The sequence below is a fragment of the Bradyrhizobium arachidis genome, assembly GCF_015291705.1.
Classification (GTDB): Bacteria; Pseudomonadota; Alphaproteobacteria; order Rhizobiales; family Xanthobacteraceae; genus Bradyrhizobium; species Bradyrhizobium arachidis.
The window spans coordinates 6,522,764-6,537,410 of sequence record NZ_CP030050.1; the positions used below are offsets into that span (position 1 = coordinate 6,522,764).

General features: G+C 57.1%; 20 protein-coding genes. 6 read left to right on the forward strand and 14 right to left on the reverse strand.

Going from position 1 to position 14,647, the window contains the following annotated elements:
• The 4 genes from WN72_RS30625 to WN72_RS30640 all read left to right on the forward strand — a co-directional run bounded on the left by WN72_RS30625 (position 1) and on the right by WN72_RS30640 (position 3,619).
• On the forward strand, positions 1-945 hold the full coding sequence (locus WN72_RS30625; protein WP_027560128.1) for an alpha-E domain-containing protein: 945 nt from the start codon (positions 1-3) through the stop codon (positions 943-945).
• A gap of 111 nt (positions 946-1,056) precedes the next feature.
• Positions 1,057-1,905, forward strand: a complete 849-nt coding sequence (locus WN72_RS30630) for a transglutaminase family protein (protein WP_092213606.1) — start codon at positions 1,057-1,059, stop codon at positions 1,903-1,905.
• Positions 1,906-2,011: 106 nt separating this feature from the next.
• Entirely contained in the window at positions 2,012-3,211 is a 1,200-nt protein-coding gene (locus tag WN72_RS30635; RefSeq protein ID WP_092213604.1) for an acyl-CoA dehydrogenase family protein, read from the forward strand.
• 54 nt (positions 3,212-3,265) lie between these two features.
• Positions 3,266-3,619, forward strand: coding sequence for a carboxymuconolactone decarboxylase family protein (locus WN72_RS30640; protein ID WP_244553680.1), 354 nt, complete (start codon positions 3,266-3,268; stop codon positions 3,617-3,619).
• Here WN72_RS30640 and WN72_RS30645 read toward each other — a convergent pair.
• The 9 genes from WN72_RS30645 to WN72_RS30685 all read right to left on the reverse strand — a co-directional run bounded on the left by WN72_RS30645 (position 3,597) and on the right by WN72_RS30685 (position 9,644).
• Entirely contained in the window at positions 3,597-3,974 is a 378-nt protein-coding gene (locus WN72_RS30645) for a hypothetical protein (RefSeq protein ID WP_143130553.1), read from the reverse strand. The two genes, WN72_RS30640 and WN72_RS30645, sit on opposite strands and share 23 nt — an antisense overlap.
• An 88-nt stretch (positions 3,975-4,062) precedes the next feature.
• On the reverse strand, positions 4,063-4,239 hold the full coding sequence (locus WN72_RS30650) for a hypothetical protein (RefSeq protein WP_167380669.1): 177 nt from the start codon (positions 4,237-4,239) through the stop codon (positions 4,063-4,065).
• A gap of 10 nt (positions 4,240-4,249) precedes the next feature.
• Positions 4,250-4,711, reverse strand: a complete 462-nt coding sequence (locus tag WN72_RS30655; protein WP_143130552.1) for a hypothetical protein — start codon at positions 4,709-4,711, stop codon at positions 4,250-4,252.
• Positions 4,708-5,049: a hypothetical protein gene (locus WN72_RS30660; RefSeq protein WP_143130551.1), complete on the reverse strand. Its 342-nt coding sequence runs from the start codon at positions 5,047-5,049 to the stop codon at positions 4,708-4,710. Before WN72_RS30660 ends, WN72_RS30655 begins: the two co-directional genes overlap by 4 nt.
• On the reverse strand, positions 5,036-5,470 hold the full coding sequence (locus WN72_RS30665) for a hypothetical protein (protein WP_092213600.1): 435 nt from the start codon (positions 5,468-5,470) through the stop codon (positions 5,036-5,038). Before WN72_RS30665 ends, WN72_RS30660 begins: the two co-directional genes overlap by 14 nt.
• A 4-nt stretch (positions 5,471-5,474) precedes the next feature.
• Positions 5,475-5,648, reverse strand: coding sequence for a hypothetical protein (locus WN72_RS30670; RefSeq protein ID WP_167380668.1), 174 nt, complete (start codon positions 5,646-5,648; stop codon positions 5,475-5,477).
• 68 nt (positions 5,649-5,716) lie between these two features.
• On the reverse strand, positions 5,717-6,493 hold the full coding sequence (locus tag WN72_RS30675) for a hypothetical protein (protein ID WP_143130550.1): 777 nt from the start codon (positions 6,491-6,493) through the stop codon (positions 5,717-5,719).
• 658 nt (positions 6,494-7,151) lie between these two features.
• Entirely contained in the window at positions 7,152-9,374 is a 2,223-nt protein-coding gene (locus WN72_RS30680; protein ID WP_167380667.1) for a DUF5906 domain-containing protein, read from the reverse strand.
• Between the two features lie 78 nt (positions 9,375-9,452).
• Positions 9,453-9,644 (reverse strand): hypothetical protein, encoded by a 192-nt coding sequence (locus WN72_RS30685; RefSeq protein ID WP_143130549.1) that lies wholly within the window; start codon positions 9,642-9,644, stop codon positions 9,453-9,455.
• A 364-nt stretch (positions 9,645-10,008) separates the two neighbouring features.
• Between WN72_RS30685 and WN72_RS30690 the strand changes: the two genes are divergently transcribed.
• On the forward strand, positions 10,009-11,076 hold the full coding sequence (locus WN72_RS30690; RefSeq protein WP_092213594.1) for an LAPAL motif-containing putative phage structural protein: 1,068 nt from the start codon (positions 10,009-10,011) through the stop codon (positions 11,074-11,076).
• Between the two features lie 155 nt (positions 11,077-11,231).
• On the opposite strand, the gene WN72_RS30695 is transcribed toward WN72_RS30690, so the two are convergent.
• A complete protein-coding gene (locus tag WN72_RS30695; protein WP_038956363.1) occupies positions 11,232-11,462 on the reverse strand; it encodes a hypothetical protein in 231 nt (76 codons plus the stop codon).
• Positions 11,463-11,672: 210 nt separating this feature from the next.
• On the opposite strand from WN72_RS30695, the gene WN72_RS30700 reads away from it, so the two are divergent.
• Positions 11,673-12,365 carry a Crp/Fnr family transcriptional regulator gene (locus tag WN72_RS30700; protein WP_092213593.1) on the forward strand — a complete coding sequence of 231 codons (693 nt, stop codon included), beginning with the start codon at positions 11,673-11,675 and terminating at the stop codon, positions 12,363-12,365.
• 250 nt (positions 12,366-12,615) lie between these two features.
• On the opposite strand, the gene WN72_RS30705 is transcribed toward WN72_RS30700, so the two are convergent.
• The 4 genes from WN72_RS30705 to WN72_RS30720 form a co-directional block, all read right to left on the reverse strand.
• The gene (locus tag WN72_RS30705; protein WP_092213591.1) at positions 12,616-12,855 is read right to left on the reverse strand and encodes a hypothetical protein; all 240 of its coding nucleotides are present in this window, start codon (positions 12,853-12,855) and stop codon (positions 12,616-12,618) included.
• A gap of 375 nt (positions 12,856-13,230) precedes the next feature.
• Positions 13,231-13,965: a hypothetical protein gene (locus tag WN72_RS30710; RefSeq protein WP_092213589.1), complete on the reverse strand. Its 735-nt coding sequence runs from the start codon at positions 13,963-13,965 to the stop codon at positions 13,231-13,233.
• A complete protein-coding gene (locus WN72_RS30715; protein ID WP_143130548.1) occupies positions 13,965-14,417 on the reverse strand; it encodes a helix-turn-helix transcriptional regulator in 453 nt (150 codons plus the stop codon). The genes WN72_RS30710 and WN72_RS30715 overlap by 1 nt, the downstream gene beginning before the upstream one ends.
• Complete coding sequence (locus tag WN72_RS30720; RefSeq protein WP_167380666.1) at positions 14,381-14,638, reverse strand: hypothetical protein; 258 nt, start codon at positions 14,636-14,638, stop codon at positions 14,381-14,383. The genes WN72_RS30715 and WN72_RS30720 overlap by 37 nt, the downstream gene beginning before the upstream one ends.
• Positions 14,639-14,647: the final 9 nt, after the last annotated feature.

Here is a 14,647-nt window from a genome sequence, read left to right on the forward strand (position 1 = left end):
ATGCTGTCGCGTACCGCCGAAAACCTCTACTGGCTCGCCCGCTACGTCGAACGGGCCGAGTATCTCGCGCGCACCATCGATGCGACCTTGCGCGTCACAGCCCTGCCGGCCGCCTATATCGGCAAGACCAATGAATGGGACTCCGCGCTGCTCACCGCCGGCGTCGCCGCCAGCTTCTACCAGACCTATGAGGAAGCCAACGAGCACAACGTCGTCGACTATCTCTCGTTCTCCGCGGACAACCCGTCCTCAATCCGGAACTGCATCGAGGCGGCGCGGCTGAACTCGCGCTCGGTGCGCACCGCGTTGACCAGCGAGATGTGGGACACCATCAACTCGGCCTGGATCGAGCTGCAGGCGGTCTGGAGCAAGGGCACCTCGACGCGCGAGGACCTCGCAAAGTTCCTGCGCTTCGTGCAGGAGACCTCGCTGCGCTTCGACGGCTCGGCCTACCGGACCATGCTGCGCAACGACGCGTACTGGTTCTCGCGGATGGGCGTGCATCTGGAACGCGCCGACAACACCGCGCGCATCCTCGACGTGAAGTATCACGTGCTGCTACCCGAGGAGGAGCATGTCGGGGGCCCGCTCGACTTCTACCAGTGGAGCTCGATCCTGCGCTCGGTCTCGGCGCTGACGGCCTATCACTGGGTCTACCGCGAGACGCTGAAGCCCTGGCTGATCGCGGACCTGCTCATCCTCAACGACACGCTGCCGCGCTCGCTTGCCAGCTGCTACGGCAATCTCGTGCGCAACCTCGACCAGATCGGCGTCGCCTATGGCCGCCAGGGCCCGGCCCAGCGCCACGCCCGCGGCATCCGCAACCGGCTGGAACACAGCAACATGAACGACATTTTCCAGCACGGCGTGCATGAATTCATTCAGGAATTCATCGCGGATAATTCCAGGCTGGGCGAAATCATCACGAAGCAGTATTTGATCTGATACACGCCGTCATTCCGGGGCGGTCCGAAGGACCGAACCCGGAATCTCGAGATTCCGGGTTCGATGCTGGCGCATCGCCCCGGAATGACGACGCCAGAACAACGGTCCACCATGCGCCTGCGAATCCAGCACACCACGACCTATCGCTACGAGCCGGCAGCGACCAGCGTGATCCAGATCCTGCGCATGACGCCCGGCAGCCATGACGGGCAATATGTGGCGGAATGGCAGATCGACGTCTCCACCGACACCAAGCTCGACCCCCATGAGGACGCATTCGGCAACGTCATCCATGTGCTGTCCTGCGGCCCCGTCGGCGACATCAGGATCACCGCCGAGGGCCTGATCGAGACCCACGATACCGGTGGCGTGCTGCGCGGCGCCGACGAGCGTTTTCCGGCCGGCATGTTCCTGCGCACGACCGACCTCACCTCCGTCAATCCGGCGATGATGGCGGTGGCGCGCCAGCTGCGCAGCGAGGCCGAGAACGACACGCTCGGCTTCCTGCACACGCTGATGACTGAGATCAGCGACCACATGACCTTCGACGAGGACCCGACCAACAGCGGCACCTCGGCGGCCGAAGCCTTCACGCTCAAGCGCGGCGTCTGCCAGGACTATGCGCACATCTTCATCGCCTGCGCCCGCACCGGCGGCGTGCCGGCCCGCTTCGTCTCCGGCCATTTCCTCCGGGCCGACGGCACGGTGCACCAGGACGCCGGCCACGCCTGGGCGGAGGCCTACGTGCCTGACCTCGGCTGGGTCGGCTTCGATCCCGCCAACAGCATCTGCGCCACCGACGCCCATGTCCGCGTCGCCATTGGGCTCGATTATCTCGGCGCAGCGCCCGTGCGCGGCACCCGCTACGGCGGCGGCATGGAGACGCTGACGGTGGCGGTCAAGGTCGACCAGGCCGGCCGCGGCGGCCAGTCGCAATCGCAGTCCCAGCGGCAGGGCTAGGCGCAGCGTTACAGCTGTAATCGACGACCGTCGCGCTGAAACCGCGCCGTAGCGCCATCCGTTCAACCTTCGTTGCGATCCGTTTCCGCAACAGAGGTTGAGACAGATGCGGCTTCAAGAAAAGACCAAAACACATTCCGTGCAACTGCGCGATCCCCACAAGGACATGCTTGCGGGCATCCAGAAACTGGCGCCGTCGATCAAGGCTCGCGCCGCCGAGATGGAAGCCGCGCGCTGCGTCTCGCCTGATATCGTGGAGCGGCTGAAGGCGATCGGGATCTTTCGCATGTTCGTGCCGCGAAGCCATGGTGGGCTGGAGCTGGATTTTCCGGCCGGAATGGAGGTCATCAGGGCACTTGCCCGTCTCGACGGCTCGATCGGCTGGATCACGGTCGTCGCCGGAGCCAGCAGCCTGTTCGTCGCCGCGTCACGCCCGGAATTGTACAAGCGCATCTATCAGGACGGGCCTGATACGGCGATCTGCGGCTCGTCCCAACCCGGTGGAACGGCAGAGCGCGTGGACGGCGGCTATCGCGTCAAGGGCCGCTGGCCGTTTGTCAGCGGTTGCACGCATGCCGAATGGATCGGCGGGTTCTGCATCGTCACCGAGAATGGCAAACCGATCCCGGGCGCGCAGGGCAAGCCGCAGGTTCGCGTCGTGGCGCTGCCGGCGCGCGACTGGGAGATCGAGGACACCTGGCACGCGGCGGGGCTCAAGGGCACCGCCAGCCATCACGTCACGCTGAAGGAGACGCTGGTTCCCGAGGCGGATTTCATCGATCTCGAAGCAGGCCCGCAGCAGCCGGGTCCGCTCTATCAGGCGGTGCGGCAATGGCTGCCCCTGGTGCACGGCGCAGTCACGGTAGGCATGGCGGAGGGCGCCGTCGATGAACTGCTCGCGCTTGCCGATACCGGAAGGCAGCAATTGTATGCGGCCGTGCCGATGCGGGAGTCCGAGACCTTCCATTACGAGCTCGGCCGGATTTCCGCTGACCTCGCTGCCGCGCGGGCGTTTCAAGAGGCCCAGGCCGCCAGCCACTGGCGTCACGCGGTGTCGGGAACGCTGAACGACGAAGACCTCGTCATCGAAGGGGCTCGATCCGCGACCTGGCTCGCCACGACCTGCGTCCGCATCGCCGATGCCTGCTTTGCGCTGGCCGGAAGCAGCGCGGTCTACGACACTTCGCCGTTGCAGCGGCGTCTGCGCGACCTCCATGTCGCAGCTCAGCACGCTCACGCGCAGCAGAGGCAGTATGTCGACATCGGCAAGCTGGCCTTGCGTCGTTCGACCGCGCATGCCGGCTGACCGTGCGAGCCGTGCTACACTCGCGGGATCAGACCTGACCCCGCGAGGACCCCCATGGCGACCGTGAAGCTGCTGTCGGACGATGAACTCTCCACCGAGGCGCGCGCCGTTTTCGACGATATCCGCAAGGTGCGGAAGTCGGACTTCGTCAACAATTTCTGGCGCGCGCTGGCACATGATCCGAAGACGCTGCGGCGGACCTGGGAGAGCATCAAGGAGGTGATGGGTCCGGGCGCGCTCGATCCCAAGGTCAAGGAGATGCTCTATGTCGCGGTGTCGATCGCGCACGGCTGCAGCTACTGCTTCCCCAAACACTATAAAAATAGCTGTTTTATCCAAAACGTCGGTTTTACCGCCGATCTATATGCCAAAAACCATAGGCCGGTCAGTCGATCGCCGTCGCCTTGATCGCTTCGATAAACAGCGCGACGCGCGGGCCTGTGAGGCTCAATCGTTCGTCGGTAAGCGCGGTTTGGACGTTGTGCTTTAGATCGCGCATACCGTGGTTCGTTGCCAGCATGGCGCGGACCTTTTCGCGTCCCATTCGTTCACAGAATTGCTTTGCCAGCGATGGATAGTCTGGAACGCGCTGATGGGCGTAGCGCTCAATGATCGGTGCGAGGGTTATCGGTGTCAGCCCGGTATCTCTGCTGATTTTGAGAATTTCCGTGCCGTGTTGTGATGGTGGTAGCGAAGCGATTTTCGCGCATTGCTCTTGAACGCGGTTGAAGAATGCAAGCGTTCCTTCGTTACGTCCGGTCATTGTGGTCTTTTCTCGGAAATACAAACCCCGCTTGCAAGCGTACTTCCGGCCTGCAAGCGGGGTGCATGAACCAGCAATGGAGAAGCGACTAACCTTTGCCGGTGCATTCAATTTTGGAAATAACGAACCTATCGAGACTGCGCATGTGGTCGGCGTGCAAGATGATGATGGCTTTGTCGCCGTCCTGTGCAAGCAATTCCTGCATGTACTCGAAAATGTGTGCTCCAATTTCGCGGTGATCGTTGTCGCTGAGTTTCGTTGCCATGGGTGTTATCCTATTGGACGTTGTTAGACGGCCGTCCGGATTGCCGCATCTGCGCGAGCCATGCTGCGCGGATTTCTTCAAATTCATGCTTGTGCGTGCGACGAACGCGTCCGCAAAAATGCGCATCCTCGCCATATGCCAGATGTTCGTTATTGCTGATGCATCGCATCAATGCGCACATCACGTCGTTGACGTTCATCGAACCGGGAAAGAGATCAAGCAACCGGTTCATGTATCCCTTTTCTGTCGCGCTCGGATACTTACGGTAGAGCCATGCAGCCAAATCGGTCAGCGCAAGCCAATCGAGTTGTAGTGTCTTTGGCGCGCGCGTGACGTGCAGGCGCTCAAACGTCGCGTCAATAAATTCGCATTCGATGTCGGGTGTTGGACGGCGACCTTTCGCGATGCCGAGAATAAATCCGTCCTCAACTTCGAAAGTCAAATTAGCTTGTTCAACATAAATCGTAATCATTTCTGCGCCTCACCAAACCAGATTTGTGCTGCCTCAACGTCGCTCATCGCGGTCGGTATCCGGGGTGCCTTTCCGAATAGCGCTTCATCGATATCGCGGCGCAATCGCGGTGACGTATCGTGTTCAAGCATGCGAGCATAAGGACGTGCGTCCGGCTCGTTGTCGTCATCGAGCACCAAACATCGCCTGAGCCAATCACCGTATCGTTGGTGCCAATACCAGTAGTAGTCGCGTTGTTCATCGGTGAGTGTTTCGAAGCGTGCAGCAAGCGAGTTAGCGGGCTTCACGATTGCAATAAGTGCAGCAAGCCTGTTGCGGTCGCGATCACTTACCGGCATTGAGCAGTTGTTCCAGTTCACTGAGGCGGTTGCGCAAGTCGTCGATATCCGCAACTGATTTCAGTTTCTCAATTGCGGTTGCGATTGCTTTCATTTCATCCGCTGAAATGTCGCCAGCGACAAATGCTTCCTTGATATCTTCCGGGTCCGCGCCGTGCATTTCCTGCGTTCGCGCGCTCGGAAGGCAGTAACGAAGCACCAAGATCGTTGCCCATTGCTCTTTAGCGTCCAAGGCATCGGATAAATTGGCGACGGCGCGATTGCCCATCGCGCGAACAATCTTCATCAATTCGGCGGATTGCTTGTTGCGAGCACCAACCGGCCTCCCGGTGTTGGCCGGGCCGGATACGAAGCGGCCCCGTTCGTCCTTCGCGGCCGTTGATTTACCGTGGATAACGGAGAGGTTGGGCGGTGTGGTCATCGGTCTACAGCCATTCGATTGAAATTCCGCGCGACGCGCACCAGCCTGCAATTTCAGCGGTGCGGGTCATCACAGCGTTGCCGGTGCGAAAGCCTTGCGGAAAGCGATCGTGCTTGCGCCACCAACAGATATTGGAACGGCTGGCGTTCAACGCGGCGCGGACCTGTGCGGCGTCCATAGCGTCGACCGGCCGTAAGCAAATCGAGCTAGGAAGTTTCACAGGGCCGCGCGCGTTCGCCATGGTGATTAGGCCTGCCGCGTGATCAGATCGAATGCCTGTCCGACCGGGCACTGACACGCGATCGAAACATAAGCGATGCAGTCGCGTGCAATTTGCGAGCAGTTCTCGATTTTCTTCGTTAGAGCGCGGACAGCGGCAATCATCGCTTTTGCCTCGCTTTCAACGGCATCGTTGTTGATGCCGCTCGGGATCGGATTATCTGGCTTGGCGATTGCGGGATACTTTGATGCAATCCCGTATTTGCTGGCGTAGGACAGCATCAGATAACGATCCATGATTGCCGATTGCGCGTTGTCGGGCAGGATCGAAAGTGCGTCCACTTCGACGAGGCCTTGCAACTGTGGAAGGGTGGCATTCGATGCAAACCTGATCTGGTCAGCGATCGTTGGCGCGGTATCGAACATCTGAACGGCCCGCTGCCGAATTGCCGCTGTGGCAACTGTGCTTGCCGGGACCGCGCCAAGGTCTGCAACGACTTTCTTATTTTCCCGTGCCGCCGCGCCAACCGCATCAACGAAGCCCGCATATGGGCTCCCGAGCAGGCCAGGAACGGCTTTCATCATGTGCGGCCCAATGAGTTCCGGCAGCAGAGTGGAGGAAGCGCGTGCGGCCTCGCCGTTGAGCAGCGTGTAGGCGGCAAGCAACCTAGCGGCGGGCTGATCGACACCGGGCGGCAAATCTTCGGGAATGAACAGCAACTGTGTCTGATTGGTATCGGCATTCGTCATCGAAAGCATGGGACCGCGCGGGGTCTCGGTTGATCCAGATCGAAGTGCAGCCATTTCAAAATCCTTTCGGGTGTCCGGTTCGCGTCCAACGTTCAAAGCGCGTCGCGCGGTGCTCAATGACTAGATGCTTCGTAGTATTCTGGCAAGTATTAAGGTGTTGTAATTACTCGCGATATTCACAGCTAAACCAAACTAGACCATCGCAATACTGATCTAAATGTAAGCCGCAAATAATCACGAAGTATTTCTGCATGATCATCGCTTGACCACGGCGACATCAACGCAACGATCATCGCTATCTAGGTTGGTAGATTGGTCGCGCGGACCATCGCTAATGAATTGAAATGATTCAGCGTGTGGCTGAGGGGAGTACAGCCGCGCTGATCGGACGGGCGGCTAATTTGTCGATCTCATAATTATGGAAATTATGGGCGGTGGTCGTGACCCAGGTGACCCATGGTCTGTACCGCTAGGGAAAATTGGACGTGCTGCGGCCTTACATGGTTCACATGGTTCACATGGTTCACAGGCACTGAAGTATAAGGGGTTTTGCGTGAACCATCAGTGAGCCATGTGAACCATCAGCCCGTCCGAAAGAACGAATTCCAAAATTACTGATCGCTAGCGCTAAATTATAGAAGGGACGCCTGAACGCGCGCAGCAAAAAGCCCGGCTGTTACACCGGGCTTTGCGATGATCGATCGCGTTGATGCTAGTGCATGAGCACCCATACATTGCCGGTTCGCGTGTGATCCGGTTTCAATCCGATCTTTTTTAGCGCGTTTCCAATGCGTCGATTTGTGCGGGTATCCAGCGGATTGAAGGCGATGCCCAACTCATCACACACGTTTTGCATGGTGATCGGTTTGTTCTGCAAGGTCATCTTTCCATAGGCTTCGCGAACGCTCCCTTCTAAAGGATCAGCGCTGATCAAGATCGCTTCCGCTGTGCTAGATGTTTTCGGTGCTTGCATCGGAATGTCGCCGCGTTCGATCGGGTACGTCATCAACCAATCGGTGACGTGCGCCAATCCATTACCAGCACCCAATAGATAGTGACCGTAAAACCATTTGAAATATGCATCGTTCATTCCACGAAGCATCTTGTCTTCCGGTCTTTGGAGCGCGGAAAAGAATGGCGCGTAGCGCCGTTCATCCTGCGTGAACGGTATGGCCTCTTTGTAGTTGGTGAAGAAAATCCAGTTCGCAAAGTTGTCGTCTATAATTTGATTGGCGCCTTTGCCTTCAATCTCGATTTTTATTTCGGTAATCATCGGCTTGAGTTTTTCGGTTAGGCCGCGCTTGTCGCGCGTATCAATCTCATCGACGACGATGAAAAGCTTTTCGCTCATCCACGCGTTGAACTTTGCGCCGCTATCTGCCAATTGGTCAGCTTTTGGTTGACAGGTGTAGTGATCGCCGATCGCGTATTCCATCACCCATTTGACCGAATTCTTACCCGCGCCGGGCGTCGATTGGATTAGCGGTGCCCATGGGATTTTGTAGCCGGGGTATTTCACGTTGTGTGCGAGGTAATCGAGCAACAATTTTCGGTCGTTCGCATTCGGAAACAAAGCGGCGAGGTGGTTGAGCCACGGCGCAACGTCGCCGGGAACGGCATGAACGATGACCGGCTTATAGGTGTTGTAACCGTCACGCCCGCGCCCGTCCTGAATGATCGCGCCATGCGGCTTTGACGGCACAAAGCGCGTGTGATCAACCTTTGGAATGGTTGAGTTGGTTGAGCCGATCGCCGCTTCCCATGGATCGCTGCCGGTCTTGCCAATTTCATCAATGATGAATTTCTTGCCTTTGTATTTGGCGTTGAATTTCGTTTGGTTCATGAACCGCCCGGTAGGCGTGAGGATTTCGCCACGACTTTCGATCAGAACGCAGTCGGCGAAATATACGGCTTGCTCTTGCGCGGTTAGCAATGACCCGAGTTTTGGCACCGGCAATCCGATATGGGGAAGCGACGGCATTGGATTTCGTTCACCGAACAGTCGCAAAGCGTGCAAATGTCCGTTACGGCGTTCGATTGAGGGCCACCCTATTTGGGTGTGGCGGAGACTATCCCAGTGTTTCACGTTTTCGGCGGGATTGTTGCGATCGTATCGCTCGCACCATTTCAGGAATACGTTTCGCAATTCGTTCTTATCAGCAAACCAGTTCCAAGCGGCTTGTTTGATCGCGGCCATGAACGAAATCCATTGGCCGCGATCCATTGCATTCGGATCATGCAAGCTGAGTGCATAAGCGATCCAATCCCTGCCCGGTGCGGTCAACGATGGTTCACCTAGCTCATGCCTGTCGCCGCTTGTGTTCGTGACATCAACGGTTGCCAATGCGATTTCGAGAATACCGGGGTCGATCGGTTTTCCATAGTTGCTCAACGCCCAACACGTAACTAGGTGCGGTTCAGCCTTGCGATGAAAGAAGCCGGGCAATCGCAGCACGCGCGACGGATCGGTTACGCGTTTGTCGCTGTCGAAATACTGGATCAATTTCCGCTGCAATAGCGTGAAGCGGTCGCGATCAAGGTGTTGATGCGTTTGCCAGTATACATGCAGCTTGCCGGGCGACGTTTGGACGGCGAACGAGGGCGCCGGGTTGAATTGCGTTGCGCGTTCGTAATTCTGTTGCGCGCTCAGATTATCTAGGTCTATGGCCTGACAACGAATTGTTTTGACGTTGGCGATCTCACGCCCGCGACCGTCCATTTCCGAGATGTTCGCGAAGATGCCGTAGCCAAGATCGTTCCACGCGCACAACTCTGGAAAGAGGTCAGGAAGCGTCCCGCGTCTCGGGATCGCTGCAACGGTATCGTCGCGATCATGGATCGCGCGTGCATCAATCAAGGTTGTGTTGGGATCGCCTTGACACAAGGCGCTGATAAACGCGAAGGCTTGATCGTAGTTCTGCCGTGGTGTAGACATGCTCAGTCTTTCTTGATCGGAAGGCATCGGAAGTGGTTAAAGGCCGAGCGGTTCGCGACACCGCTCGGCCTCTTCGTTTCAGGCAGCCTCAAGGGCTTTGCGCGCGGTGTGGGCGGCTTCAAGCACGCCCCGGAAGACTTCCGGCCCGGCCACGCTGGCGCGCTCCAGCATCGTATCAATGGCAGCCAGGGCGACTTTCTTGCTTGCCTGCCGTTCGATGCGCCGACGCGCTTGATACTCTCGAAAATATGCGTTCCTGTTTTCTGACATGCCGCCTCCGTTGGTGTTAGGTCACGGTGACAACAGTCATCAGTGCTTCGTGCACAGCGCGCAAGGCGGCGAAAACGTGCGCTGCACTGTCCCGCACGGTCCTGCACGGATCAGACGAAAACTTTCCACAGCGCCGTTCGATCGGCGATGACGGCTGATCCCATGTCAGCCAAGGATCGCAGAAATTCCCGTGAATTATAGAGCTTGCGAGCTTGCGCTTGCGTCGTACCTGCCAATCCGCGCGCCGTCCCGGCGTTGCGAGTAGCGCGGCGACAGGTTTATCGGATGGCCTGTTCAACGAAAGGGGTGCTGGCCAACGCATCGGTAGGTTGTATAGTCGCCTTTTTGGATTTGAGGCGGGGAAATGGACGAGGCCAAGGACGCGAGTGCCAAGGGCACTCGCCAAGCATTCCAAGTTGCCTATCACGGGGACGACCCGGACGACCATACGATCGGTGTTGAGGCGCTGGTCCCAGCGTTGAGGGGATTCGATCGGCTTGTCCGGGAATCGAACGCAATTCTCAACGGCGATCGGTCGCGAATGCGGGTGGTTGTCGCCTCAGACTTCGAGCACAAATGCTTCCATATCAACTTCGATGTTATCCAGCACGCGATCGAGGTGACGAAGACATTTTTGCAAGATGATTACGTCAAGACTGCGAAGGACATCCTTCAAGTAATTGGCGTAATTCGCAGCGTGGCCGGTACTACTTCGTTGCTCGACTATTTGAAATGGAAGAAGAACAATCAAGTTGAAACGACTAAGCCGTCCGAAGCGGCAAGACCTGCCGATGGACGGCAAACCCACGTTACCATTCAAATTGTTGGCGGTGAGCGCAATACGATCAACGTTCACCCCGATGTTTTGAAGCTAGCGGAAAACCATCGTGTTCTAAGCGCGGTTAAAGACACTCTTGCGCCTATTGAGATGCATGAGGCGTCACGCCTTGAATTTCGTGATGATGCTAAGCTTGTTTCGAGCATCGATGAAACTGATGTTCGCGATATCGTCCTTGCAGCTGACGCGCCCAAGAACATAGAGGACCCCCCCGAAGAGCCACCCCCGGAGACGATCGTTGCAACGCTCTTTGTATATTCACCCGTTTTCGACGAAAAGGCGGAGCGTTGGCGATTTGTGTATGGGGACAAGCACATCTATGCCGACATCAGCGAAACGTCGATCGGAGTAGATGCTTGGACTCGCGGTGGTTCGTTCAGGGATGATCGCTATCGAGTACGAATGGAGGTGACGCCTCCGGCGACGCCAAACGGCGAAGTTCACTATAAAATAGTTGAAGTGTTGGAATTCACATCTGCGTCCCAACAACCCGGGCTTCCATTGCCCGTACCCAAACAACGAAAGCGACGCGCACAAAAGGCAACAAAGAAAGCATCCAAATCGAAGTCGAAGGGGCCAAGCAGACGGTCCTGATTGTCTAGGGTGCGTCTCATAAATCCGCAATGTCTGCTTTGCCCCTATAGCGACCGACTTCGTGCGGCAGCGCAATATGTCGCGGTGGGGCCAGAAGGGGACAGCCTAAGGTCATCATTAGCGGGTGTTAGTGAGGCAACGCCGAGTCTCATCAGCTATTGTCCGGGGCCCGCGTTCGCTTCCGCAAGCACCTGGTCGCGTAAGACCATGGGGCGACGTTCGCCGCGCTGGGCTAGCTCGATGACTCTCACAGCGATGATCTCGCGAGCCCGCGCGTCGCCATTGATACGAAGACGATGGCAGACTTCCTCACAAGCCAGGGACATCGCCTCAATATCGTCAGGCTCGAACGCGCCGGCTGATACGAACGGAAGGATGACACCCATAATTCAGCTCCTCTGTTACTGGGACGCCTCTTGGTTCGGCATCTCCATAACGAACGAGTCTGCGCACATTTGGAGCCGAAGTCTGAGCTTTAGTGCTCACTTGGCCGCCGGGGACACGTGCCACGACACTGCCACCGACATCCGGGCCGGGTTTCCCTGATGTTCGGTTTGCCCTAGAATGAAGCCAGTTGATAATTAAAGGCGGGAAGCGTGGCCAAGGTAACGAAGAAGCAGCCCTTCGACGTCCAGGAGTTCCTCCACACCGTGGCCTCGGGGAGGACCGTTTCAAACTATCGGAAGAATCGGAAGGTCTTCTCTCAGGGAGACCCCGGTGATGCGGTCTTCTACATTCAGGAGGGCAAGGTCAAGGTCTGCGTCGTCTCCGAGCAGGGCAAGGAGGCGGTCGTCGCGCTCCACGGAAATGGGGACTTCTTCGGAGAGAGCTGCCTAAATGGGCATCCGCTGCGGGTGGCGACGGTCGTGACGGTGACGGAGTGCGTCATCATGCGGCTCGAGAAGGCAGCCATCGTGCGTGTGCTCCGCGACGAGCCGAAGTTCTCTGAGATGTTTATGGCTCACCTGTTGTCTAGGAACGCCCGAGTCGAGGAGGACTTGGTCGACCAACTTTTTAATTCCAGTGAGAAGCGTCTGGCGAGAGTGCTGCTCCTGATGGCCAACTTCGGCAAGGAGAGTAAGCCCGAGCCGGTCATAACGAAGATAAGCCAAGAGACACTTGCGGAGATGGTCGGGACCACAAGGTCGCGCGTCAGCATGTTCATGAACAAGTTCCGCAAGCTTGGGTTTATCAAATACAACGGATCACTGGAGGTCCATAATTCCCTGCTGAACGTGGTCTTGCACGACAGTCCTCACTTGAGGAAGCGTGCCGAAAAGGAAAAGTAAGCTATACATTCCCGACGTTGCGCCTCTCTGGCCTAGCTTCCGCACCAGCATGGACCATTCGATTCTTCCAGCTAGCCGCTTGTGAATCTGGCGGCCCCACGTCCGGTTCGGCTCAAAAGCTGACCTCCGCATGTTGCAGGAGCTTTGTCCGTGCACCGCCTAGCAGCAGACATCGGGGTGCTCCAGGGGATGGTCGGCTACGGGCCAGAAAGCGACATCTGAAATGAAAGAGGCCGCCAACTGAGGCGACCTAGTCGGCAAGCTTGTAGACGTCGCCGGGCTTGAGTTTTACCTCTCGAAACAGGCGTCGCTGCCTTTCCGTCAAATTGGCGGGCAACACTTGCGCTGTCCACCCTTCCGGCACAGCGGTAAGAACCAAGGTCAACGCTTGATCCGGCTTAGCCAGAGCCAGCCACAATTCCTTCTTCGGTTCCGGGTCGTCCGAAGCCACTTCAACGATTGTTAATTCGTCGCCGAATGACTCTGCCATGCCAACCGTCCTACTCTCCGGGGTGTAGGATTTTCTTTTGTGCTTCCAAGTCCCCGATCAGCCGCTTGATGCCTTCAAGGGTTTGCGGATCGGTGACGCGTTGGCTCAAGTCGTGGTAGTGAGCGATCCGCTCGTCAAGGGGCTTGCACTTTTCGCACATAGGGACGCTCCGCATTGGCGCGGGAGATTGGCTTCATTGCCAATCCTTCACTATGACGTTGGAGCGGCAGAATTGTTTCCTAAGAGCGTTGCGTTTGGCCGGGACTACCCTCGCAGCTAACACGTTAGCAGCCGAACAACTACGAAATCACCGTGAAAAACAGGCCGGTCGTTCATCGCGTCCGGCCTTATCTATCATCGCATCAATCAACGCAACTAGTCTTCACCCTTGTCAGTTGGTTGCGCGGTCTCGCGACTTTCGTATTCGCGCACCTTTTGTTGTAGCTCTTTCACTCGCGCGATAAGCCGCCTCTTGGGTGCAATACGGATTTCGTGAACCTTTTTCAGGAACTCCGTGAGTGGTTCGACAGCGTCAACAATGCTCTCCCCGAAGCTGACCGTTTCGGAAAAGCTCATCCGTTTCTTCTTTACCCACTTTTTCCGTGAATCTGCTTTGTAGGGCTCCAGACTTGGCAAAAAGTCATCTGAGTTAAACTCGGTGATGTCCAATGGGAAATCCAAGATATCCTTTCCTGAGCTAAGCCCGTGGTGTGCAAGCCGAACTCGAATATCATTCAAGGCGAACAACCGCCTGCTTATTTTATCCCAGTCTTGGCCGAGATTTTGAAACCGCTCATCTACGCGGACGATCTCGCCGATAACCTCCAACATCTTTGCAAAAGGAAAATTGTAGAAGATCACGCCTCCAACTTCACTCTCCGCGTCAATAATCGCCGAAGCGATCTCGACAACTATTCCCTCTAAAGACGACCACGTCGTGATCGCAAACCCAATCGCTGTATGCAGTGATTTTTGAACCTCCCGATCGGTCTGGGCGATCTCCGCCCTCGTCTGCTCTATTTCGCGAATAGCCGCGAGGTCTTCCTCATCGAATGGTCCACCCTGTTCGATCAGACTGCGAATGGTTTCGTGCGCTTTCTCGTTAGACATTACCGCTCCCCAGCTTTAGATTGGAGATACTCCTTCCGTTCGAAGCGTTCAACGTCGCTCAATCGAAACCGCGTCACACGAGCCGACAATTTCACGGGCTGCGGATACGTGGGCGTCTTCTTCGCATTGCGCCAAATGGTGGAGGGGTGGACGTGCCAGCGCGCGGCAAGCTGTAGATCAGTAATGAACCGCTCCGGGCCGGGCGGTTCGCTGTTGGCGAATGCAGCCAGGGTGATCGGCTTGTGCAATAGGGCGGCGGACAGTCGGGTTGAAATCATCGGGCGTCCTTCTGTTACTGCGCATCCGTGCGCATCCATGCCGCAAGACGCATCTATAGTGGCAAGAATATGCCCGCTACGCTGGTAACGTAGCGGGCTGCTGAAATACAAATTGTTTGCTGTGACTATCGCGTTGATCAATTTGCTGATCGACTGTTTGCTGTAATCGCCCATGCGACAATGAGGGCCGCGATTATGATCGGAGGGGCACCGGATAGAGCACCGTAGACCGCGACCAACGCAACGCCGCACAATACGAGGATGGCCGCCAAAAGCAGGAAACTGAATAGCCGTTTGAATATCCACGCGTTGACATTCGGCGCGATCATTTCGACTGCCAGCCAAATTAGGCCGATGGTTAGAACGATGACCGTCACATAGGCGGTAGTATCCATTTCTCTCAT